At 59.7% G+C, this 22,307-nt stretch carries 17 protein-coding genes; 11 read left to right on the top strand and 6 right to left on the bottom strand.

The genetic code is table 11. The features are described 5' to 3' along the window. Positions 1-74: 74 nt before the first annotated feature. Positions 75-2,876 carry an aconitate hydratase AcnA gene (gene acnA, locus LJD29_RS06150; protein ID WP_446744873.1) on the bottom strand — a complete coding sequence of 934 codons (2,802 nt, stop codon included), beginning with the start codon at positions 2,874-2,876 and terminating at the stop codon, positions 75-77. A gap of 587 nt (positions 2,877-3,463) precedes the next feature. Here acnA and serB point away from each other — a divergent pair. From serB to LJD29_RS06125, 5 genes are all read left to right on the top strand, one after another. Then, on the top strand, positions 3,464-4,717 hold the full coding sequence (gene serB / locus LJD29_RS06145) for a phosphoserine phosphatase SerB (RefSeq protein ID WP_446744872.1): 1,254 nt from the start codon (positions 3,464-3,466) through the stop codon (positions 4,715-4,717). 35 nt (positions 4,718-4,752) lie between these two features. After that, on the top strand, positions 4,753-5,454 hold the full coding sequence (locus tag LJD29_RS06140; RefSeq protein ID WP_446744871.1) for a CADD family putative folate metabolism protein: 702 nt from the start codon (positions 4,753-4,755) through the stop codon (positions 5,452-5,454). A gap of 115 nt (positions 5,455-5,569) precedes the next feature. Continuing rightward, the gene (purD, locus tag LJD29_RS06135) at positions 5,570-6,850 is read left to right on the top strand and encodes a phosphoribosylamine--glycine ligase (RefSeq protein WP_446744870.1); all 1,281 of its coding nucleotides are present in this window, start codon (positions 5,570-5,572) and stop codon (positions 6,848-6,850) included. A 9-nt stretch (positions 6,851-6,859) separates the two neighbouring features. Beyond that, positions 6,860-7,348, top strand: a complete 489-nt coding sequence (locus LJD29_RS06130) for a transposase (protein WP_446744869.1) — start codon at positions 6,860-6,862, stop codon at positions 7,346-7,348. A gap of 107 nt (positions 7,349-7,455) precedes the next feature. Beyond that, the gene (locus tag LJD29_RS06125; RefSeq protein ID WP_446744868.1) at positions 7,456-8,904 is read left to right on the top strand and encodes a S10 family peptidase; all 1,449 of its coding nucleotides are present in this window, start codon (positions 7,456-7,458) and stop codon (positions 8,902-8,904) included. Between the two features lie 70 nt (positions 8,905-8,974). Here the strand turns inward: LJD29_RS06125 and LJD29_RS06120 are convergent, their stop codons facing one another. Further along, the gene (locus LJD29_RS06120; RefSeq protein ID WP_446744867.1) at positions 8,975-9,805 is read right to left on the bottom strand and encodes a chitobiase/beta-hexosaminidase C-terminal domain-containing protein; all 831 of its coding nucleotides are present in this window, start codon (positions 9,803-9,805) and stop codon (positions 8,975-8,977) included. 265 nt (positions 9,806-10,070) lie between these two features. Here LJD29_RS06120 and gatB point away from each other — a divergent pair, with 265 nt between their 5' ends. The 3 genes from gatB (at position 10,071) to LJD29_RS06105 (ending at position 14,503) form a co-directional block, all read left to right on the top strand. After that, positions 10,071-11,546, top strand: a complete 1,476-nt coding sequence (gene gatB / locus LJD29_RS06115; protein ID WP_446744866.1) for an Asp-tRNA(Asn)/Glu-tRNA(Gln) amidotransferase subunit GatB — start codon at positions 10,071-10,073, stop codon at positions 11,544-11,546. Positions 11,547-12,194: 648 nt separating this feature from the next. Then, a complete protein-coding gene (locus LJD29_RS06110) occupies positions 12,195-13,259 on the top strand; it encodes an MBL fold metallo-hydrolase (protein WP_446744865.1) in 1,065 nt (354 codons plus the stop codon). 77 nt (positions 13,260-13,336) lie between these two features. Continuing rightward, the gene (locus LJD29_RS06105) at positions 13,337-14,503 is read left to right on the top strand and encodes a lactonase family protein (RefSeq protein WP_446744864.1); all 1,167 of its coding nucleotides are present in this window, start codon (positions 13,337-13,339) and stop codon (positions 14,501-14,503) included. Positions 14,504-14,630: 127 nt separating this feature from the next. Here the strand turns inward: LJD29_RS06105 and lpxC are convergent, their stop codons facing one another. Then, positions 14,631-15,590 carry a UDP-3-O-acyl-N-acetylglucosamine deacetylase gene (lpxC, locus tag LJD29_RS06100; RefSeq protein ID WP_446744863.1) on the bottom strand — a complete coding sequence of 320 codons (960 nt, stop codon included), beginning with the start codon at positions 15,588-15,590 and terminating at the stop codon, positions 14,631-14,633. A gap of 98 nt (positions 15,591-15,688) precedes the next feature. Between lpxC and LJD29_RS06095 the strand changes: the two genes are divergently transcribed. After that, the gene (locus LJD29_RS06095; protein WP_446744862.1) at positions 15,689-16,867 is read left to right on the top strand and encodes a M20 family metallopeptidase; all 1,179 of its coding nucleotides are present in this window, start codon (positions 15,689-15,691) and stop codon (positions 16,865-16,867) included. Between the two features lie 9 nt (positions 16,868-16,876). Then, entirely contained in the window at positions 16,877-17,020 is a 144-nt protein-coding gene (locus LJD29_RS06090; RefSeq protein ID WP_446744861.1) for a hypothetical protein, read from the top strand. Here the strand turns inward: LJD29_RS06090 and LJD29_RS06085 are convergent. The 3 genes from LJD29_RS06085 to LJD29_RS06075 all read right to left on the bottom strand — a co-directional run bounded on the left by LJD29_RS06085 (position 17,017) and on the right by LJD29_RS06075 (position 20,061). After that, the gene (locus LJD29_RS06085) at positions 17,017-17,643 is read right to left on the bottom strand and encodes a Maf family protein (RefSeq protein WP_446744860.1); all 627 of its coding nucleotides are present in this window, start codon (positions 17,641-17,643) and stop codon (positions 17,017-17,019) included. The genes LJD29_RS06090 and LJD29_RS06085 overlap by 4 nt on opposite strands. A 277-nt stretch (positions 17,644-17,920) precedes the next feature. Then, a complete protein-coding gene (locus LJD29_RS06080) occupies positions 17,921-18,994 on the bottom strand; it encodes a 3-deoxy-7-phosphoheptulonate synthase (RefSeq protein ID WP_446744859.1) in 1,074 nt (357 codons plus the stop codon). Positions 18,995-19,080: 86 nt separating this feature from the next. Next, on the bottom strand, positions 19,081-20,061 hold the full coding sequence (locus LJD29_RS06075; RefSeq protein ID WP_446744858.1) for an isoaspartyl peptidase/L-asparaginase: 981 nt from the start codon (positions 20,059-20,061) through the stop codon (positions 19,081-19,083). 128 nt (positions 20,062-20,189) lie between these two features. Here LJD29_RS06075 and LJD29_RS06070 point away from each other — a divergent pair, with 128 nt between their 5' ends. Next, on the top strand, positions 20,190-22,280 hold the full coding sequence (locus tag LJD29_RS06070; protein WP_446744857.1) for a glycosyl hydrolase family 18 protein: 2,091 nt from the start codon (positions 20,190-20,192) through the stop codon (positions 22,278-22,280). Positions 22,281-22,307: the final 27 nt, after the last annotated feature.

Raw genomic sequence — 22,307 nt, 5'->3', positions numbered from 1 at the left:
ATGACATTTTCTGCGCCATGGCAAATTAAAGGGCCGCGATGACTCGCGGCCCTTTGTCCGTGTGTGGAACCTGTTTAGTTTTTGCCAGCCAGTCCGCGCAGCACGTACTGCAGGATGCCGCCGTTCTCGTAGTAAAGGATTTCCTGCGGAGTGTCGATGCGGACCTTTGCCTCGAACTCCCTGGAGATGCCGTCCTTCGTCTTGGCATGGACCGTCAACGTGCGGCCGTTGGCAAACTTCTCGTCGAGCAGCGACTTGAGGCCGGGGAAGTCGAAGACCTCTTCGCCGGTCAGTCCGAGGCTTTCGACATTCTGGCCTTCGGCGAACTGCAGGGGCAGGATACCCATGCCGACCAGGTTCGACCGGTGGATGCGCTCGTAGCTTTCCGCGATAACCACGCGAACGCCCAGCAGCTTCGGTCCCTTGGCTGCCCAGTCACGCGACGAGCCCGAACCGTACTCCTTGCCTGCGAGGACGACCAGCGGCACGTTGCGCTCGGCGTACTTCACCGATGCGTCGAAGATGCTCATCTGTTCGCCTTCGGGCAGCAGGCGCGTGACGCCGCCTTCGGTGCCGGGAGCCAGCTTGTTGCGCAGGCGGACATTGGCGAAGGTTCCGCGGACCATGACTTCGTGGTTGCCGCGGCGCGATCCGTAGGAGTTGAAGTCGGCAGGCTTCACGCCGTTCTCAGTAAGATATTTGCCCGCGGGTCCGTTGGCCTTGATCGAGCCGGCCGGGGAGATGTGGTCGGTCGTGACCGAATCGCCCAGCACAGCCAGCACCCGAGCGCCATTGATGTCTTCAACCTGGGCCGGGGTAGCCGGCATGCCGTCGAAGTAAGGAGCCTTGCGGATGTAGGTCGAGTCGCCTTCCCACTGGTAAACATCGCCGGTCGGGAACTGTAGCTTCTGCCAGTTTTCGTCGCCGTCAGCGACGGTGGCGTATTCCTTGGTGAAGATGCCCGAGTCGATCGAGGAGGCAATCGCGTCTGCCACTTCCTTCTGGCTCGGCCAGATGTCCTTGAGGAAGACGCCTTCGCCGGATTTGGTCTTGCCGATAGGCTGTTTATCGAAGTCGTGGTCGATGCGTCCGGCCAGCGCGTAGGCAACGACCAGCGGCGGCGACATCAGGTAGTTGGCGCGCACATCGGAGTTGATGCGGCCTTCGAAGTTGCGGTTTCCGCTCAGCACGGAGACGACAACTAGGCCGTGATCTTCGATCGACTTGGAAACGTCGGTGGGCAGCGGGCCCGAATTGCCAATGCAGGTGGTGCAACCGTAGCCGACGACGTTGAAGCGCAGCTTGTCGAGATAGGGCAGCAGGCCGGCCTTCTCGTAGTAGTCGGTCACGACACGCGAGCCAGGAGCCAGCGAGGTCTTGACCCACGGCGGAACCGAGAGGCCCTTCTCGACGGCCTTCTTCGCGAGGATGCCGGCTGCGATCATCACCGAAGGGTTCGAGGTGTTGGTGCAGCTGGTGATTGCGGCGATGACGATCGATCCGTTGTCGAGATACTTGTCGACATCGACGCCAAAACGCTCCTTGACTGAAACAGTCGGGCCGGATTCATGGACACCCAGAGCCGAATCGACCGCCTCAGCCGGATGGCCGCCTTCACCCTCCCAGCGGACGACCTGGCGCTCGCCGTTCTTGTTGGCGTTCGGGCCGAGGAGATTCGGAAGCTGCTTGGCGAAGCTCGTGCCCGTATCCTTCAGCAGCACGCGATCCTGCGGACGCTTCGGTCCGGCAACGCTGGGTTCTACCGTTGCGAGGTCCAGCTCGATGGTCTGCGAGTACTCGGCTTCCGGCGCATCGGCAGTGTGGAACATGCCCTGGGCCTTGTAGTAGGCCTCGGTGAGGGCGATCTGCTCTTCGCTGCGGCCCGAGAGGCGCATGTAGCGCAGGGTTTCCGCGTCAACCGGGAAGATGCCGCAGGTGGCGCCGTATTCCGGAGCCATGTTGGCGATGGTGGCGCGGTCGGCCAGCGAGAGCTCGCTGATGCCTGCACCGTAGTACTCGACGAACTTGCCGACGACACCCAGCTTGCGGAGCATCTCGGTGACAGTCAGTACAAGATCGGTTGCGGTTGCGCCTTCGCGGAGCTTGCCGGTGAGCTTAAAGCCGACAACCTGCGGGACTAACATCGAAACCGGCTGGCCGAGCATGGCCGCCTCGGCTTCGATTCCGCCGACACCCCAGCCGAGAACGCCAAGGCCGTTGATCATGGTGGTGTGCGAGTCGGTGCCGACGAGCGTGTCGGGGTAGGCAATGGTCTTGCCTTCGGCTTCCAGCGTGAAGACCACGCGGGCCAGGTATTCGAGGTTCACCTGGTGGCAGATTCCCATTCCGGGAGGCACGGCGGAGAAGTTGGTGAAGGCCGACTGTCCCCACTTGAGGAAGGCATAGCGTTCGCGGTTGCGTTGGAACTCGAGCAGCGAGTTGAGCGAGTACGCGTTGCTGGTGCCGAACTCGTCGACCTGTACCGAGTGGTCGATGACCAGCTCTGCCGGCTGCAGCGGATTGATCTTCTCGGGGTCGCCGCCCAGCACCTTCATGGCATCACGCATCGCGGCGAGGTCAACGATTGCGGGCACGCCGGTGAAGTCCTGCATCAGCACGCGGGCGGGCATGTAGGAGATTTCGCGGGTCGGTTCCGCCTTGGCGTCCCATTTTGCGAGGAACTGAATGTCGTCTGCGGTGACCGATTCGCCATCTTCGCGGCGCAGCAGGTTTTCGAGCAGCACGCGCAGGCTGAAGGGCAGACGGCTCAGCTTGACGCCGTCGTTTTCAAGCGCGCTAAGGCTATAGATTTCATAGGATTTGCTGCCGGATTCGAGCTTGGTCCGGCTGCCAAAGGTATTCAGGGATTTGCTCATGACTCAACCTTCCTCTTTGAGGTGAAAAGGCCTGACAGGGCGATGCGTTTTTCACTCCGGAGCCTGTAAACGCAAAGGCGCAACCCGGAAAACACATCCGACAAAGGAGCTTACTTACTGGGAAAGAGAACGTCCACGATCCGGGCGGCCGTGGCGAAAGCGCTTCAGAAACGGAGGCACATACAGGGCTTTCATCGTCTTCGATGTAATTTTATGACATTTCAGCGGTCAAAGTCAGCAGTTGGATGAGGTACTTGTGGTTCCGTTGGGGACTCAGGTTTACCCCCGTTTGTCATCCCGAACGCAGTGATGGACCTGCACGGATCGAGACCACAAAGGCTTTTCACCACAGAGAGCACGGAGGGCGCAGAGAGCTCCGGGGACGCGAAACCTGCTGCTGAGGCACCAATTCGCCTGTGCTCTCCGTGTCCTCTGTGGTGAAACTTCGCCCGTCTGAAGGGTGATGTGCCTCAATAGGCGTTTCAATAGGCAGGTCCCTCACTGCGCTTGGGATGACAACATTTAAGCGACGGCTAAGGGGCATTGAAAGCGCAATCTCCGCCGGCTTGGTAGGCTGGAATCAGGCCATGACCGACACATTTCTCCTACACTTTTCCGGCCAGGACCGGCCCGGACAGATTGCCGCGCTCACTGGAATTCTTTCCGGGTTCAATGCATGCGTGCTCGACATCGGGCAGGCTCTCGTCCACGAGACGCTGGCTCTGGGGCTGCTTATCGAACTGCCCGAGGGCTCGGACTTTGCTCCGCTGAAGGCGGCGCTTTCGGAGACATCCGCCTCGCTTGGGTTGCATCTGCGGGTGACTCCGGTTACGCACGAGGCGCTCGATCACTGGATGGTGGCGCAGGGGAAGGACCGCTTCATTATCACCCTGCTTGGCCGGGCTGTCTCCGGAGAGCACCTGTCGCGAGTCAGCTCGATCATCGCCGACCATGGATTGAACATCGATCGAATCGAGCGGCTCTCGGGCCGGCTTTCCCTGGCGAAGCAGACGGCACAAGCGAATGCCTGCGTGGAGATGCACGCCAGCGGCAAGGCCCAGAATGAAAACGGCATGCGCGCCGATTTTCTTGCCGCGACACAGGCGTTTCCGCTCGATATCTCGTTTCAGCGGGAGAGCATCTTCCGCCGCAACCGCCGCCTGTTTGCCTTTGACATGGACTCGACCCTGATCCAGGGAGAAGTGATCGATGAACTCGCGAAGATGGCCGGAGTTGCCGACCAGGTGGTGAAGATCACCGAATCTGCCATGCGCGGAGAGATCGAGTTCAAGGAAAGCTTTCGCCGCCGCGTCGGCCTGCTGAAAGGGCTGCCGGAATCGCGGGTGCGCGAGCTGCTGGGCAAGATTCCGCTGACCGAGGGAGCCGAGCGGCTGATTTGTACGCTCAAGACGCTGGGTTACAAGACGGCGATTCTGTCGGGTGGTTTTACTTTTTTCGCTCATCATCTACAGGCCCGTTTTGGCATCGATTATGTACACGCAAACGAGCTGGCGATGGCGGATGGTGTCGTGACCGGCGAAGTGATCGACCCGATCGTCGATGGTGCGCGTAAGGCCGAGATGTTGAAGCAGATTGCCCGCGAAGAAAACATCCTGTTGGACCAGGTAATTGCCGTCGGAGACGGGGCGAACGACCTGCCGATGCTGAACCTTGCAGGTATGGGCATAGCCTTCCGCGCAAAACCGCTGGTGCGGCAGAATGCCGGGCACTCGCTGACGCACCTTGGGCTCGACAGCCTGTTGTACCTGATAGGCGTGCGTGACCGCGACCTTGAGAAGCTTGATTGTCTCCAGGCGCCGGACGTTCCGGTGCAATCGTAGTAACCTGCTCTCATCCGAACTTTTGCGAGGCAAGTATGAACGCAACCCCCAACACTCCGATTCTCGACTCTCTCGACGCACGCATTGCCAGCCAGCATCTGCTGCAGCACCCCTTCTACCAGGCCTGGTCGCGCGGCGAGCTCTCGATGGATGCCCTTCGCGATTACGCGACGCAATACTATCACCACGTAGCAGCCTTCCCGACGTATCTTTCCGCGGTTCATGCGCAGACGGATGATGCCGTCACGCGCCGCCAGCTTCTGACCAACCTGATCGATGAAGAAGCCGGCAGCCCGAACCATCCTGAGCTGTGGCTGCAGTTCGCCGAAAGCCTCGGTCTGGATCGCGAACAGGTGCAGAGCAGCAAGCAGTGGCCCGCGACAAAGAAGCTGATCGGTGATTTCCGCGACTGCTGCGGTTCGCGTGGCACGGAGGCGGGTCTGTGCGCTCTGTATGCGTATGAGAGCCAGATTCCTGCTGTTTCCGAAAAGAAAATCGATGGGCTGAAGGAGTTTTACGGCTTCTCGAATCCTGCGGATTACGCCTACTTTACGGTGCACATCGAGGCCGATCGCGAGCATGCCGCCGTCGAAGCGGCGCAGATTGCGCGGCTTGTGGATGCAACTCACGGCGAAGCCGCGCTGGGAGCGGCTGGCGAGGTGCTCGATGGCCTTTACGGACTTCTCTCTGCCGTCTGCGAGCGCCACAATATTCACGACTGCGCCCTGGTTAACTAGGCGATTCCTTTTGAAGCCCTGCCGCTCTTGGACGAGCGGCAGGGCTTTCTGCTGTTTGGCGGCAGGTGTCGCCATACGGTAGGCTTGGCAGAGGAATTGAAGGAATCGGATTGTTATGAAAGTGCTGGTGATTGGCGGCGGCGGCCGCGAACATGCCCTGATCTGGGCCCTGAGCAAATCTCCCCGTGTAAAAGAAATCGTCTGCGCCCCAGGTAACGGCGGTATCGCGGCTATTGCGCGTTGCGTCCCTGTGAGCCAGTCCGATCTGGATGACATGCTGCGCGTTGTTGTGCAGGAGTCGCCCGACCTTACCATCGTGGGACCGGAGCTGCCGCTTTCGCTCGGGCTGGTCGACGAGCTGCAGCGCCGTGGACTAGCTGTTTTTGGCCCAACTCGCGCCGCTGCCATGCTCGAAACGAGCAAGGCCTTCGCCAAGCGCTTCATGCAGCGCCACAACATTCCGACTGCGAATTATTCGGTAGCCTCGAGCGCCGAGGAGGCGATCAAGGCGCTGGGGCTTTTCCACTTTCCGCTGGTCGTCAAAGCCGATGGGCTTGCCGCTGGAAAAGGCGTGATCATCTGCGATACGAAGGCTGAGGCGGAAAACGCCATCAATGGCTTGTTCTCCGGCAAGCTGCTGGGTACCGCTGCTACCAGCCTGGTGCTCGAAGAGTTTCTGAGCGGCGAAGAAGTTTCTTTCCTGCTGCTGTGTGACGGTAAGCATGCGGCTCCGCTCGTGCCTGCGCAGGATCACAAGCGCATCGGCGAGGGCGACACCGGTTTGAACACAGGCGGTATGGGCGTCTATTCGACGGATTCGATCCTCGATGCGGAGATGACGCAGTGGTTGCTGCATCACGTGGCGCAGCCGACGCTCGCAGGCATGGCTGCCGAGGACGCCCCTTTTGTCGGCGTGCTCTATTGCGGCCTGATGATGACAGCACGTGGCCCCATGGTGCTTGAGTACAACACCCGCTTCGGAGATCCGGAGACGCAGGCGATTATGGTGCGGCTGGAGAGCGATCTGTTTGAAGCGCTCGAGGCCAGCGTGCAGGGCCGCCTGAGCGACACGGAGTTTCGCTGGAAGCCGGGCGCTGCAGCGTCAGTGATTGCTGCTTCTGGTGGATATCCGGGAGCGTTTACCTCGGGTCACCCCATCAGCGGACTGGCGGAAGCGGCGAAGGTGCCGGATGTGGTTGTATTCCATGCCGGAACGGCTCTGGTCGATGACCATTGCGTGACCGCGGGCGGCCGCGTGCTGGCGGTGACGGCGACCGGTGACACGCTTGAGAACGCGCTGAGCAAGGCTTACGAGGCGATCGCGAAGATTCAGTTTGAAGGAATGTATTACCGCCGCGACATTGGACATCGCGCTCTGAAGAAGCCGCGGGCCTGAGAAAACAAGATGCCGAAGAGTGAAAAACGCGTTTACGGCAAGGGGCATCTGCACCTGATCAATTGCTACTGCCGTGACCGGGAACAGAAGCTGGGAGAAGAGAAGCACCGCGACCTGTTTTGCAGGCTGCTTGAGGAAGTGCGCGTGAAGTTCCGCTTCAAGGTCGCAGGCTATGTGCTGATGCCCGACAATTTCAGCCTGCTGATGGTGGAGCCGCTGGTCGATACGGCGGCGAACTCCGTCGAAACCCTGCTGCAGCGCTACCAGAGACGCTACAACAACTCCGCCCGCAGCACCGAGCCGGTCTGGGAGAACGATTACACGGACACGCACATTATGGGCGCCGAGCGGCTTGAGACGACGCTACGCACCATGCATGAAGCACCAGTAAGGGCAAAGCTGGTGGAATCTGCAACCGAATGGGACTGGAGCAGCGCGCGCTACTATGCCGGCATCATGCCGGATGGCGTGGTTACGGTGGAGCGGGCTGATAGCTGATCGATATCCCGGCTGGGTCGAAGCCGGTATATCGTAGTCACATGAAATTTTTCGATCGTCTCAGCCGCGTTGCCTGTGCGGCACTAGCCCTTAGCCTTGCATGCCCTATGGCCGTCCGTGCATTTGCCGAGGACGCCAAGCCCGAATCAAAGACAGAGAAGCCCGCAGAAGGCACTTCGCTGCCGCCGCTGCCTGCTGACGCGCACACCGAGCAGACTGCTGAGATCAACGGCAAAACGCTGCACTACACGGTAACGGTCGGCACGCTGCCCACTTACAACAAGGACGGCAAGCAGGTCGGGTCGGTGGTCTATACGGCTTACACGGTGGACGGCGCAAATCGCCCCGTGACCTTTGCCCTGAATGGCGGTCCGGGTGCTTCTTCGGTGTACCTGAACTTTGGCGCAATCGGGCCGAAGCGGCTGAAGGTGGGCAACGAGGGCGATAGCGCCTCTGACCCGACGACGCTGAGCGACAATCCCAATTCGTGGCTCGATTTCACCGACCTGGTTTTCATCGACCCGATTGGAACTGGTTTCAGCCGCTCGTCGGTTCCTGAAGACCAGACGAAGAAGCTTTTCTACACTACCGTTCCCGACATCGAATACCTCTCGCGAGCCATCTACGACTGGCTCATCAAGAACAACCGCATCGCGTCGAGGAAATACCTGGTAGGCGAAAGCTATGGCGGCTTCCGCGGCCCGCGCATCACCTACTACCTGCAGTCGCAGCTTGGCGTGGCGATGAACGGCGTGGTGCTGGTCTCTCCATACCTGAACCCCACGATCAGTGACAATGGCGATCTCTCGCCGATTCCCTGGATGGTCTCCCTGCCGCCGATCACGGCAGCGCACCTCGAGCGCGAGAACAAGCTGACTCCACAGGCCATGGCGGATGTGATCGCTTACGACGAGGGCGAATACGCTACGACGCTGATCAAGGGCCGGGCCGACGCAGATGCTACCCAGAAGATGATTCAGAAGGTCACGGAGATGACGGGGCTCGATCCCGAGTTTGTGAAGCATTCGGGCGGTCGCCTGGAGATCGGGGCCTACCTGCGCGAGGTGCATCGTGAAGAGGGCAAGATCGGCTCGATCTATGACTCGAACGTGACCTCCTTCGATCCCTTCCCGTATTCACCGGACCAGCAGGCGAATGATCCGATTCTGGCGGCGATCATCGCACCGACTACGACTGCGATGGTCGACTTCGTGACCCGTGTCGTCGGCTGGAAGGTCGATGCGCGCTACAACGCGCTTTCCTACGACGTAAACCGGCTGTGGGATCGCGATGCGGCGCTGCGCGAAGGTTCGACCGAGCAATTGCGGGAAGCGGTTGCGGCGGATCCGAAGCTGCGCGTGATGATCGTGCATGGCTGGAACGACCTTTCGTGCCCGTTCATGGGCTCGGTGCTGACGGTCGACCAGATGCCAGTCATGGGCGATCCCACGCGGGTCTCCGTGCATGAGTATCCGGGCGGACACATGTTCTACACGCGGAACTCAAGCGGTGGGGAATTGAAGAAAGACGTGATGGAGATGTACGCCAAGCACTAGGCGTCCTTCCCCCTGCGCTAAACGGAGGCGATCGATCAGCAGATCAAAAGCTGTTGATCGATCGCCCGGCTTAAGGCTGTAGCTTCACATCCTGCGCGACTTTCGCGTAGAGAGTAATACCCGGGTGGATGACCGCAACACCGGAGCCCACTGCCGGCATGCCTTCCATTGTCTCGTAGCCAGTCAGCTTTACCAGCATCTTCGCATCCTGCAGAGAGCGAACGCTCAGGACGAGCGAAGCGGGATGATGCGGGCCTTTCGAAGAAACGACCTTCGTGAGAACGGCTTCCACGAGAGTTCCTTTGGGAATGACGACGGTGTTTCCCTCGAGTATGTCCTCGTCTAGCTGGAGTGAGAGCTTGTCTCCCGTCTTTGCAGAGTCGGACCTGGCCTCTCCCGCAGTTTTCAGCTTCAGCCTGGTGCCGGCCTTCAGAAGCCCGTCTGTGTCGATATCGGTTACGCCGGCTGACCGCACTGCCGATGGAGTGTCATAGCTGGCGTCGATGATCGCGCTTCTGGACGAGTTCCAGCCGACTCCCACTGCCTGAAGGTGAACCGGCCCGGTGATCGTGATTGGGCCGGTGTAGCGGGTCGATGCAGGAGTCGGGCTCCAGCCGTCGAGCGTGTAATAAACCGCTGCGTACTCGTTGCCGCGCCACTTGATTCGAACCTGTGTCCCGGGCTTGACCGGGCCTGGCCTGACCGAAAGATCGATATGCCCGCCCGAGGAAACACGCCATGTGTCCCAGGAGGCAGGATTGGCGATGTAGCTGCCAGCCGGTTGGGACTGCGACTGCATCTGTAGCAGCATCTGCTGATTCGCCTGCTCCATCGCCTGCATTGCCTGCAGACTTGCCTGGCCGGCAGCCAGCATGTCCTGCTGCATCTGTTGGGCGGACATTGTGGAAAGGTCTTGAGCCAGGGCAGTCATGCTTGCCAGGAAAAAGGCGCAAACGGCAACTTTCACTGTCTTACCTGCTGTGAGGCATTCCGCCCCGGTGTCGTCCATCTGGCAGCACCAGACTCGCGGGAACGCCATTCACATCAGGAATGACGTTCCGTCTGGCGAATTAGACTCCTGCATCGCGGGGTAGCGCCTGTAACTTCAGTTTTGGTTCGAGTCGCCGGGCGGCTCCACGGTGGCTTGATAAACTCTTTACAACGACATGAGCACCGCAATCAGCCTATCCCCGGAAATTCTGGCCAAGTACGAGCCGGTTATTGGACTCGAGGTCCACGTCCAGCTCCTGACCGAGACGAAGGCCTTCTGTGGCTGCGCGAACCGCTTCGGTTCTGCGCCGAATACGAACGTCTGTCCCACCTGCCTTGGCCTGCCCGGCGCGCTTCCGGTGTTGAACCGCCGCGCGGTGGAGTTCGCCACGCTGGCTTCGATGGCGATCAATTGCCAGGTGCGCGAGACCTCGATCTTCGCCCGCAAGAATTACTTCTATCCCGACTCGCCCAAGGGCTACCAGATCTCGCAGTTCGACAAGCCGCTGGGCGAGCATGGCTGGATCGATGTGCCCACTCCGAACGGCATCAAGCGCATCGGCATCACCCGCCTGCACATGGAAGAGGACGCCGGAAAGAGCATCCATGACGGCTTTGCCGATTCGGCGACGCGCACCTACGTCGATCTGAACCGCTGCGGCACGCCGCTGGTCGAGATCGTCAGCGAGCCGGATATCCGCACGCCTGACGAGGCCTATGAGTACCTCACGCGGTTGAAGGAGATCCTGCTCTACACCGCGGTCAGCGATTGCAACATGGAAGAGGGTTCGCTGCGTTGCGATGCCAACGTGAGCGTGCGTCCGCGTGGGCAGGAAAAGTTCGGGACGAAGGCTGAAGTCAAGAACGTGAACAGCTTCCGCTTCATCCGTTCCGCTCTTGAGTACGAGATCGAGCGCCAGGTGGAGATTCTCGAGGGCGGCGGCCGCGTGATCCAGGAGACACGTCTCTGGAATGCGAACGAAGGCCGTACTTACTCGATGCGCTCGAAGGAGCAGGCGCACGACTACCGCTACTTCCCAGAGCCGGATCTTCCGCCGCTTATCGTCTCCGACGCATGGAAGGCAGAGATTGCCCGCCATATGCCGGAGCTGCCCGAGGCGCGTCGTGCCCGCATGGTGGCCGAATATGAGATCACTGAGCAGGACGCGGCGACGCTGACGGCAACCCGCGCATTTGCCGACCAGTTTGAGGAGGCGGCGAAAGCTGCGAAGAGCCCCAAGCGCGTCGCCAACCTTGTTCAGGGAGAGTTAACCAGCCGCCTGAAGCTGAAGGGACTTGAGCTGGAGCAGTCGCCCATCACGATGAAGGGCATCGCGCTGGCTGCTGACCTTGCTGAAGAGGGCAAGCTTTCCAGCAAGCAGATGAAGCAGCTCTTCGACATCGCGTTCGAAAACGGCGAGGATTTCGCCGTGGTTTATGAGCGCGAAAAGCCGCAGCAGATCAGCGATTCCTCGGCCATCGAGAAGATGATCGATGAAGTGATTGCCGCCAACCCCAAGCAGGTGGAGCAGTATCGCGGCGGCAAGAAGACGGTCTCTGCCTTCTTCGTCGGCCAGGTCATGAAGCTCTCGAAGGGGCAGGCGAACCCGGCGTTGCTGAACGAGCTGGTGATTCGCAAGCTCGAAGGCTGATCGAAAACCAGGGGGGCGAAATCGGACTTACTAGCGATGGTTAAGATGTTTCTCGGCGTAAAGAGATTGGTCCTCATTGCGGGAGTTTGCATTTTTGCATGTGTGGTGAGTGGTTGCCTTGAGTCAAGCTTTAGGATGGCGAGTGAGTCCAGGCTCCCCAAATGGTTAACTCTCCCAGCCGGAGTTGAACGCGCCGACGTGTCGCTTACTGTGAGCTACTACACGACGCTGTGGGGTAATAGCGTGCAATTTAGGTTGCAGGATAAGAATAAACAAACAATCCAAAAAGCGAGTGGCAAGGGCAGGTGTCTCAAGCCGTTTCAACTAAGTAATTCGCCAGGAAGACTTCCCCACTACTATCCAAACTATGACGTAATTACTGTTGATGGCATAACAGAAATTCTTGAACAAAGAAGGCCTGAGGATGTCTTATATGTGACAGATGATCCTATTGTCTGGAAACAGTATCGTACGGTTGGGTGTGGCTAGCCAAAAGATTTACAAGCTATGACCCGCGGAAACGTAGAACCGCGTTTCGGTCTCGGGAATATATGAGGGCCGGGAATGCATTCTGCATTCCCGGCCTTTTCTCTTTGTGCGAAAAGGTGCGCGAATAGCGGCATAGGAGTTACAGTGCTGGAGATGCCTATGCGTGCCTTTCGATTGCTCTCTGCGCTTCTAGCGCTTCCGCTACTCGCCGCAACCACCTTCGCAGCGCCTGCCTCCGCCGCGTCTGCTGCCTCGAATGACGCGCTGAAGATCACCTTCATCGATGTCGAGGGCGGACAGTCCACGCTCTTCGTTACCCCCGATCATCATTCGCTGCTGATCGACACCGGCTGGCCTGGAAATGAAGGCCGCGATGCCGACCGCATCGTGAAAGCCGCGAAGGAAGCCGGCATCAGCCGCATCGACTACGTGCTGCTGACGCATTTTCACGTCGACCACACGGGCGGCGTGCCGCAACTGGTAGCGAAGATTCCCGTCGGCACCTTCATCGACCACGGTGTCAACCGTGAGACAAGCGATAAGGCCACGGTAGCCTCATACGACGCGTACCAGAAGGTGCTCGCATCGGGCCACTATGGCCATCTGCAGCCGAAGCCAGGAGACACGCTGCCCATCCCCGGCCTGAAGGTGACGGTTATCAGCGCGGACGGCAACCTGATTTCCCAGCCTCTGCCGGGAGCGGGTCAACCCAATCGCTTTTGTGCGATCACGCAGCCGCGCCCTGCTGATCAGACGGAGAACGCCCGCTCGCTCGGTGTCCTGATCCAGTTCGGAGAACTGCGCATTCTCGATCTCGGCGATCTTACCTGGGACAAGGAGATGCAGCTGATGTGCCCGAGTAATAAGATCGGCCATATCGACCTCTTCATCGTCTCGCATCATGGCTGGAGCCAGAGCAGCAGCCCTGCATTCGTCTACGGTATTACGCCGCGCGTGGACATCATGGATAACGGAGCGAAGAAGGGCGGCTCGACCTCGACCCTCGACATCATTCGCAAGACGCAGAACCTTGAAGACCTCTGGCAGTTGCACTTCTCTGAAGAAGGCGGTGTCGAGCACAACACGGATGCTGCGCATATCGCGAATCTGAAGGGGACCGACGCCGGATATCCGCTCAACGTAACGGCATGGCAGGATGGCAGCTTCGAGGTCAGAAATCCGCGCGACGGAACAGTGCATCAGTATCCTGCGCCGAAGAAGTAAGCCGCTTTCTGTCGCCTGCTTGCAGGCGGTCTTAAGTCCGGTGGCAAATTTTCCGGTTTATGGAGATGATGGTTGGCATGGCTATCACGATGAATCGGCGCAGTGTTCTACAGGTGCTCGCGGTTGCTCCCTTTGCGGCGCAGGGCTGGTGGGCGGAGGGCAAAACAGCAATGGGTGGCGAGCGGACGCTTTTTGTAGGCACGCAGACAGGTAAGGGCAGCGACGGCATCTACGCCTACCGGTGGGATCCCGCGACGGGCGAGCTTGAAAGCATCGGCCTCGCGATCGCCTCGAAGAATCCTACATTTCTGGCTCTCTCACCGGACAAGAAGTATCTCTATGCAGCGAACGAACTGGAGAACTTCGGTGGAACTCCGGGCGGCGGTGTGAGTGCTTTCACCGTCGATGCGAAGGCGGGAAAGCTGGCTCCCGTGAACACGGTGAGTTCAGGCGGAGCAGGCACCTGCCATGTGTCCGTCGACAAGACAGGGAAGAATGTTTTCTGTGCGAACTACACCGGCGGCAGCGCTTCTTCGTTTCATCTCGCAGCCGATGGCTCGCTGAGCGAAGCCGTTTCCCATTTCCAGTACGAAGGCCATGGACCGGACAAGGATCGCCAGGAGAAGCCCCACGCTCACCGCGTGACGGTGTCTCCGGCCAATACGCACCTGATGGTGAACGATCTCGGCCTCGACTGTATTCACATCTACAAGCTCGATCCGGCGACGGGGAAGCTTACGCCCAACGAGCCGAAGCAGTGGAGCTCCGAGCCAGGAGCAGGCCCTCGCGCTTTGCGTTTCCATCCGAATGGCAAGTTCGCTTATTGCATTACCGAGATGGGTTCGCAGATCATCGCGCTCCGCTGGGATGAAGCAGCAGGCAGCCTCGAAACCGTCCAGACGATGAGCCTCGTGCCGCCGGATTACAAGGGAGAGCATGCGGGCTGCGACGTGGTGATCGACCACACCGGGCACTATGCCTACGCAGCCGACAGGTTCGACGATGTGATCGTGAGCTACAAGATCGATCCGGCAACCGGCAAGCTGACGCTGCTGGGGCACACGAAGTATGGAGGAAAGGTGCCGCGCGATCTCACGCTCGATCCGACCGGGCAGTGGCTGCTCGTCGCCGATCAGGTTTCGGATACGATCTCGGTTCGCAAGCGCGATCCGAAGACGAACATCATTGCGGAGACAGGCAAGGAGTTCAAGCTCTCGAAGCCGCAGTGCCTGGTATTTGCTTAGGTAATAGCTGCCTATTCTTTTGGCAGGTGGTTGTCATCTCGAAGGGAGTCAGTGATCTGCATTTTTGCCTGTGCTGGAGAAGTGCAGATCCCTCACTGCGTTCCGGATGACAACTATGAGAGAAGCACTAACCGATGGCCGCGAGAGCGGCCCGGTTCTGCATGGCCAGCTTGGAGTTTTTCTGCTTCGACTGCCCGAGCGTTGCCAGCTCCCACGCGGAGCGATCCTTCAACAACTTTGAGACCAGCGCGGTGTGCATGGCATGCCCCGCGCGCTCGGCCACGACGTGGCCGAGGATATGGCGGCCGGCAAGAGCCAGATCACCAATCAGGTCCAGAACTTTATGGCGGACAAACTCGTCGTCGAAGCGGAGCGGCCCATTCAGCACACCATGCTTGTTTAGAATGATGGCGCTCGACTCGGAAACGCCGCGAATCAGTCCCATGTCGCGCAGCTTCTCTTCATCTTCCTTGTAACCGAAAGTACGGGCCGGGGCGATCTGCGAGCCATAGTTGCGGGCGGCAAGGTCGATCACGAAGCCCTGTATTCCGATCGGTGTAGGGAAGTCGATCTTGTAAGAGATGCTGTAGCCATCGCCCGGATAGACGCCGATGAATTTGTCGCCTTCCCGCACTTCCACTGTCTTAAGAATGCGCAGATACTCGCGGCGGCGGCGCTGAGTCTTCAGGCCAGCCGTACGAAAAGCCTCGACGTAGGGAAGGGCGCTGCCATCCAGAATGGGCAGCTCGAGGTTGTCGACCTCGACGATGACGTTGTCGACGCCCATGCCGATGAGTGCTGAAAGCAGGTGCTCCGTCGTCGAAATCAGCACGCCCTGGCGCATCAGGCTGGTGGCGTAGCTCACCTTGGCTACATTGCGGCCATTCGCGGGAATTTCAAAATTATCGAGATCGGTCCGGCGAAAAAGGATGCCGCAGCCTGCGGGCGCGGGCAGCAGGCGCATAAGGACAGGGACACCGCTGTGAAGGCCTACTCCACTGAACTCGACAGGTGAAGCGATCGTCTGCTCGAAATGCGCGTTTTCTACCAAAATGAAACCCTCGCCCCAAATCGGGTACGAAGGCATAGACTACTTGCGGGAAAAGAAGTTTCACTGTGGCAAATTTGACACAACGCCGTCCCAAATTTGCACAGTGACCTTGGTGTGAACAGGATCGAGGGATCGTGAGAAAAAGCGAAAATAAGTCTTTTGTTGTGAAGGGCCTGGATCTGGCGGCGGAAATCGCCGGGCGGCAGCCGGAGCTTCTTGGCCTCATCGAGGCCCTTGTCAAAGTTGAGTCGCCCAGCGATTCTCCTGCCGACGTAAACGCCTGTGCGGCCCTGGCTGAGAAGTTCTGCATGGAAGCAGGCGGTAAGGTCAGAACTCACCGGCAGAAACAGTTTGGGAATATCCTCGAGGCGCAGTTCGGTCCCAGGAAGCGGGGCGCAAAGCCGATTCTCCTGCTGGGCCACCTCGATACTGTCTGGCCGCTGGGAACGCTGAAGACAATGCCGTATCGCATCGCTGACGGACGCGTCTGGGGGCCGGGCGTTCTCGATATGAAAGCAGGTGTCGCAATGGCGTTGACGGCTTTGCGCTTTCTGATCGAAAGAGATCTTCTCGACCGGCCGGTGACGATGCTCCTGGTCAGCGAAGAAGAGGTGGGCAGCCCGGTTTCGCGAGCTGTTACCGAGAAGATCGCCGCGGATTGCAGCAGCGTCTTCGTTCTGGAGCCCGCACAGGGTCTGGCCGGTGCCTACAAGACGGCACGAAAGGGCATCGGCAACTATGGGCTGAAGGTTACCGGAGTGGCGGCGCACAGCGGCGTGGATTTCGAAAAAGGACACTCGGCGGTGGTCGAGCTGGCCCGCCAGATCGAAGTCATCCAGGGGTTCACCGAACAAAGTCGTGGGATTACGGTAAATGTTGGAACTATCCGTGGTGGGACGCGGTCTAACGTCGTAGCGGCGGAGGCATGGGCCGAGATCGATGTCCGGATTCCTCGTATCGCGGACGCTGGACGCATCGAGAAAAAGTTTGCCCGCCTGAAGCCGAGGGATAAAGGCTGCACGCTGCATTTAGAGGGTGGCTGGAATCGTCCGCCCATGGAGCGGACGAAGGGTACGGTAACTCTTTTTCGGCAGGCTGCTACTTTTGCCCGCAACCTGGGTTTCGATCTCCAGGAAGCTTCGACGGGCGGTGGCTCGGATGGAAACTTTACTTCAGCGCTCGGTGTTCCGACGCTTGACGGTATGGGGGCTGTAGGCGAGGGAGCTCATGCCCGGCATGAGTCGATTCTGTTGAAAGATCTGGCGCCGCGGACGGCGCTGCTGGCGGCAATGTTGTGTGAATCGAAAGTGTGAGGCTGGAGCATGTTGAGGCTGGTGGAGTACGGACTTCTGGCGGTATCGCTCTTAACAGTACTGGGGCTGATTCTGGCGGGGCCGGCCGATGGCCACGCCGACCCGCAGGAAGAAGGCACTACTGTCGAGGCTGGCCCGGCGGCCAGCCGTTAGCTGCGCAACTCAGCGGGGCTTACCGCGTGAAGCCTGCGGGTGACGCCCTCGATCATGTCGGTGACCAGTGACAGTGGCAACCCCACCACATTGAAATAGCAGCCGTGTACGCGCGGAATAAAACGCGCCGCGTAGCCCTGGATGGCGTAGGCTCCGGCCTTGTCCATCGGCTCCCCGCTCATGACGTAGGCACCGATCTCATCTTCCGAGATCGTCGTCATGGTCACATACGTCACTTCCGCGGCTGTTTCCGTGCCGGTGGGCTTCACGGCCTCAGAGATGAGCGCCACGCCGGTGATTACCTGGTGGGTCGCCCCGGAAAGCTTGCGTAACATTCTCGTCGCGTCTGCGCGATCGCATGGCTTGCCTAGAATTTCGCCATCCGGTGCGACGACTGTCGTGTCAGCGCCTAATACGATCAGCGGGTCGTCCCCGGTATGCCGGGGTGCCAGTTGTTCGTAGACCGCTTGAGCTTTTTCCCGGGCCAGCCGCGTGACGTAGGCGATCGGCGACTCGGAGGGAAGAAGATCTTCCGCAATCGACGACTGCTGCACGGTGAAGGAGAAGCCTGCCTGGGTGAGCAGTTCTTTGCGGCGGGGTGAAGCGGAGGCGAGTACCAGCATGAAATTATTATGGCGCAGCAGAGCGGCCGAGGCTGTTACAGGACCTTTACCGGAACCTATTCAACTGTGCCCCGGCCGGATAGTGCAGGTGCAGATTCCTCACTTCATCCGGAATGACAAAGAGTGAGGGCGCTGGATTCAAGGTGCGCGGGTGCCCCATCCATGGTGCGCATCATCGTCATGGGTGGGTTTTGTGTCTGCCCAGAACTTCCGATCCCACCCATGACCAAAAGGCGGTCATGGATGGGGCACCCGGCACCCGGCAATTTTCTTAGAGCTATTCGTTACGCGGGTGGCTACGCCGTTTCCGGACAGCGCCAGCCAGCTCGTGCAGTAACGTTTTCGTCTCGTTCCAGTCGATGCATGCGTCGGTAATGCTTTGTCCGTAGACGAGGGGTTTGCCGGGGGTGAGGGTCTGCGAGCCGGCGACGAGATTGCTTTCGATCATGACACCTGTGATGTGCCGTGACGCGCTGGACGCGATCTGTTCTGAGACGGAATGGCATACCGCTGCCTGCTTGCGATGATCCTTGCCGCTGTTCGCATGGCTGAAGTCGATCATGACGCGCGGTTTGACGCCTGCCTTTTCCAGCTGCGCGATGGTCGAAGCGACGGATTCCGCGTCGTAGTTCGTGGTTTGGCGCCCGCCGCGCAGGATGACGTGGCAGTCCGGATTCCCGGATGTCAGCAGGATCGCGGTCTGTCCGGTTTCGGAGGTGCCCAGGAATGTGTGGGGATGGCTTGCCGAAAGAATGGCGTCGATCGCGATCTGCACGTTGCCCGAGGTTCCATTCTTGAAGCCGACCGGGCAGGACAGGCCGGAGGCAAGCTGCCGGTGCACCTGGCTCTCCGTAGTGCGCGCGCCGATGGCTCCCCAGCTCACCAGGTCGGACACGTACTGCGGCGAAATCATGTCGAGGAACTCTGTTCCGGCGGGTAGTCCCATCTCGGCCAGATCGAGCAGCAGGCGGCGGGCGATACGCAACCCGTCGCTGATGCGAAACGATTCGTCGAAGTAGGGATCGTTGATCAGTCCCTTCCAGCCAACAGTGGTACGCGGCTTCTCGAAGTAGACGCGCATCACGATCATCAGCTCGCCGGAGAGCTCTGCAATTGCTTCCTTCAGCAATCCTGCATACTCCCTGGTAGCAACCGGGTCGTGAATCGAGCAGGGCCCGACGACGACAACAAGGCGGTCATCCGATCCGTTGAGGATGTCTGTGATCTGGCGGCGTGCATCGAAAACGGTGCGCGAAGCATTATCGGTGACGGGCATTTCCTCTTCGAGAAAGATGGGAGGAAGCACCAGTCTGCTGGATGTGATCCTGAGGTTATTAGTGGGGTACGCCATGGCTGCTTCGTCAGGATACTAGACGACCACGCCACTGCCGCAAGTCCACCCGCTGAGCAGTGGCGCCGGTGCAGCTCGAGGGCTTCTTATTTTGAGTTGACGTCCTGTGCGTGCAGACCGGTACGCGGGCCTTCCGGAGTGCAGATGCCCCAGGCCATGCGCGGCGTATTGTGGGCGATGCCGTAGCGCCCATCGGGAGCCAGCAGGATGATGCCTCCATGTCCGCCGAGACGCTTGAAGAGGTAGGAGATAGCTTCCTGGGCGACCGGTTCCGGAGAGCCTCCCATCTGCACGCGATCCGCGGCCCACTTACCCAGCACCAGCTTCATAATGGGCTCGCCCCAGCCGGTCAGCGAGACGGCGGCGCTCTGGTTGTCGGCATAGCAGCCGCAGCCGATCAGGGACGAGTCGCCGACGCGTCCCGGAGCCTTGTTCAGAGTGCCTCCGGTGGAGGTGGCTGCAGCGATATTGCCGTAGATGTCGAGAGCGACGGCGCCGACGGTGTCGTGCGAGTTGTACTGAGAATCCGGATTGTCGGGCGCGGCAGTTTCGGGAGATTTGTCGTCGCCGGCGAAGGTGCTGTCGGGCAGTCCGGCACGTGCGCGCTCCTGGGCTTCGAGCAGGCGTTGGCGCTCACGGTCCAGAACCAGTTCCTTGTTTTCAATCAACGGCATACCGTGTTCGGCGGCGAACTCTTCCGCGCCTGTCCCTACGAAGTACACGTGAGGGCTCTTCTCGAGCACCAGCCGCGCGGCGCGGATGGGGTTGCGCAGCCGCTCGACGCAGGCTACGCCTCCGGCTCGCAGGGTAGAGCCTTCCATTAGCAGGGCATCCATCTGCACGCGGCCGTCGCGGGTAAGGAAGCTGCCGCGTCCAGCGTCAAAGGTGCCATCGTCTTCCATCTGGGCGACAGCAGCCTCGACCGCTTCGACGGCCGTGCCGCCGTTTTCGAGAAGGGAATAGCCGGCCTGCAGCGCGTCAAAAACGCCCTGCTCGTTGGCTTCGAGCATATCCTCGGGGATTGCCCATGCCCCGCCGTGAACCAGGAGAATCGGTGCTTGTGCCATGGTGAACGCTCGATTTTATCAGGATCGTGGCAAGGGGATCGTTGACTTTAGACCATTTGGCCTATTGCCATTGTCTGCGTGAATGTTTGAAGCTGATGTTGGCTTGTAACGGTTGTTTCGAGGAGTTTATGCGTATTCGATCTCTCTGCCTTTCTGTTTTCAGTGTGTTGCTGAGCGTAGTGCCGTTGCACGCACAGGGTACTGTCCCCACTTTCAAGTACAAGACATACACATTGATGGGCGGTGACCCATCGAAGGGCGATACGACCACGGTTCCTACCGTGCTGGTGCCGATCCGTCTGAACTTCGAGGGGCAGCAGGTGAATGGCAAGCCGCTGGTGATGGATGCCTTCGACGATGTCGCCCGGCTCCTTGCTTCGCCTGTCTTCTCCCGCTTTGCCTTCCCGGCGGGCGGCAATACGCAGTATGCGGATGCGCTGCTGCGCTCGACCTTTCCCGCGGCAAAGAACTGGCATGTGTTGCTCGGTAAGCCGGAAATCAAGCCTATCACCGTTACGATTCCTGCTGGATACGGCTACGTGCTGACTTCGAAATCGGAGCAGAAATCCATCTCGGTGCTCGCCCTGCGCTTTGTACAGAAAGAGATCTTCAAGCAGCTGCCGAAGCAGGATGGCAAGCTGGTGATCGCTCTCACCCCCAACGCAACTTTCTTTGCCGATGACGATGACACGATCTGCTGCACCTGGGGCACGCATGGCGTCGACCGGGCTACGGGCAATTCGTTTGTGCTGAGCACCTATCTGCACGATGCTCCATCGATTATTCAGGACCAGGATGTGCAGCCGGTGACCCAGCAGCTTGCCGAGTTCGTGAACGATCCTCTGCATGATCCTCTGTATGAAGAAAATCAGCAGGGCGGTCCGGGGAACGTGGTGCCGAACTGGCTGAGACCGGCGACGATGAAGCCGGGCGACATGGGCCGTTGCGGTGGTACGGGGATTGCCACTGCTTATTTTGTGATGGAGCCAACAGACATCAGTCCCAAAAACAACTTTCCTGCTTCGAAGCCGTTTGTGATGACTCGGCAGGGTGCTCCATATCATGTGCAGAACGTGGCCACGTTGCCCTGGTACGTCGGTGCATCTGAAGGGACGGGCAAGACGTACAGTTTTCCTGAGACCTCGCTCTACACGCAGCCGGCTACGCCGTGCCCGGGCGGCCGGCATCGTCACGATACGGCAACTGCTCCTTCGACGGTTCCGCCTGCGCCGCTCAAGGGAGCGCCGAACGGTCATGAGCTGATCGGCTACTGGCAGAATGGCGGGTACGCCGAGCAGATAGCGCACAATTCGCCGCAGTGGGATGTGTACATCGTGGCCTTTTCGGGGCCGGCCCCGAATGCTCCGGAAGGCACGATGAAGTTCGATACGCCGCGCGATATGACCGACGCGCAGTTCAAGGCGCAGATCGCCGAGCTGCACAAGCAGGGGAAGAAAGTGCTGATCTCGCTGGGCGGCGGCGGCGTACACTTCTCGCTCAACGATGCGAAGCAGGTACCGGTGTTTGTCTCCACCGTGTCGAAGATCGTCAGCGATTACGGCTTCGATGGCGTCGATATCGACTTCGAGTCGCCTTCGCTCGATGTCGCTCCGGGAGATGCCGATTTCCGCCATCCCAAGACGCCCTCGATCGTGAACGTCATTGCGGGGCTGCACCAGATGCATGACCACTTCGGATCGAAGTTCATGATCACCCTTGTGCCGGAAGGCTCGCAGGCGCCCGGCGGGTATCCGCGTTATGGCGGTCAGTTCGGCTCTTACCTGGCGTTGAGCTACGGTCTTCGAGACATCCTCTCGTTCATGGATGTGCAGGACTACAACACGCCTCCGCTGCAGGGACTGGATGGGGAGATCTACCAGTCGCACACGACGGATTATCACGCGGCCATGACGGAGCTGATTCTGCAGGGCTTCAACGTGGGCGGTGATCCCAAGTTGCCTTATCCCGGCCTGTCCGCGGACAAGGTTGCGGTAGGCTTCCTGACGGATTATGAAGATCCCAAGGGCGCAACCGAGGCGATGGCTTACCTCATCACCGGCAAGGCTCCGGCAGGCGTGAAGTACAAGCTGCGGAACCCGAATGGATATCCGAAGCTGCTGGGCGCGATGTTCTGGAACATGGATGACGACCGGCGCGAGAACTATCGGTATTCAAATGTGATGGGTCCGTTGCTGCATGGGTATCCGGCGGCGAAATAGGGCGAAAGACGTTCACCGCGAAGACGC

Origin of the sequence: Silvibacterium acidisoli, assembly GCA_022870745.1 — a bacterium.
Classification (GTDB): Bacteria; Acidobacteriota; Terriglobia; order Terriglobales; family Acidobacteriaceae; genus Silvibacterium.
The sequence above is the reverse complement of the archived record's forward strand: the minus strand, read 5'-3'. Positions and strand labels throughout refer to the sequence as shown.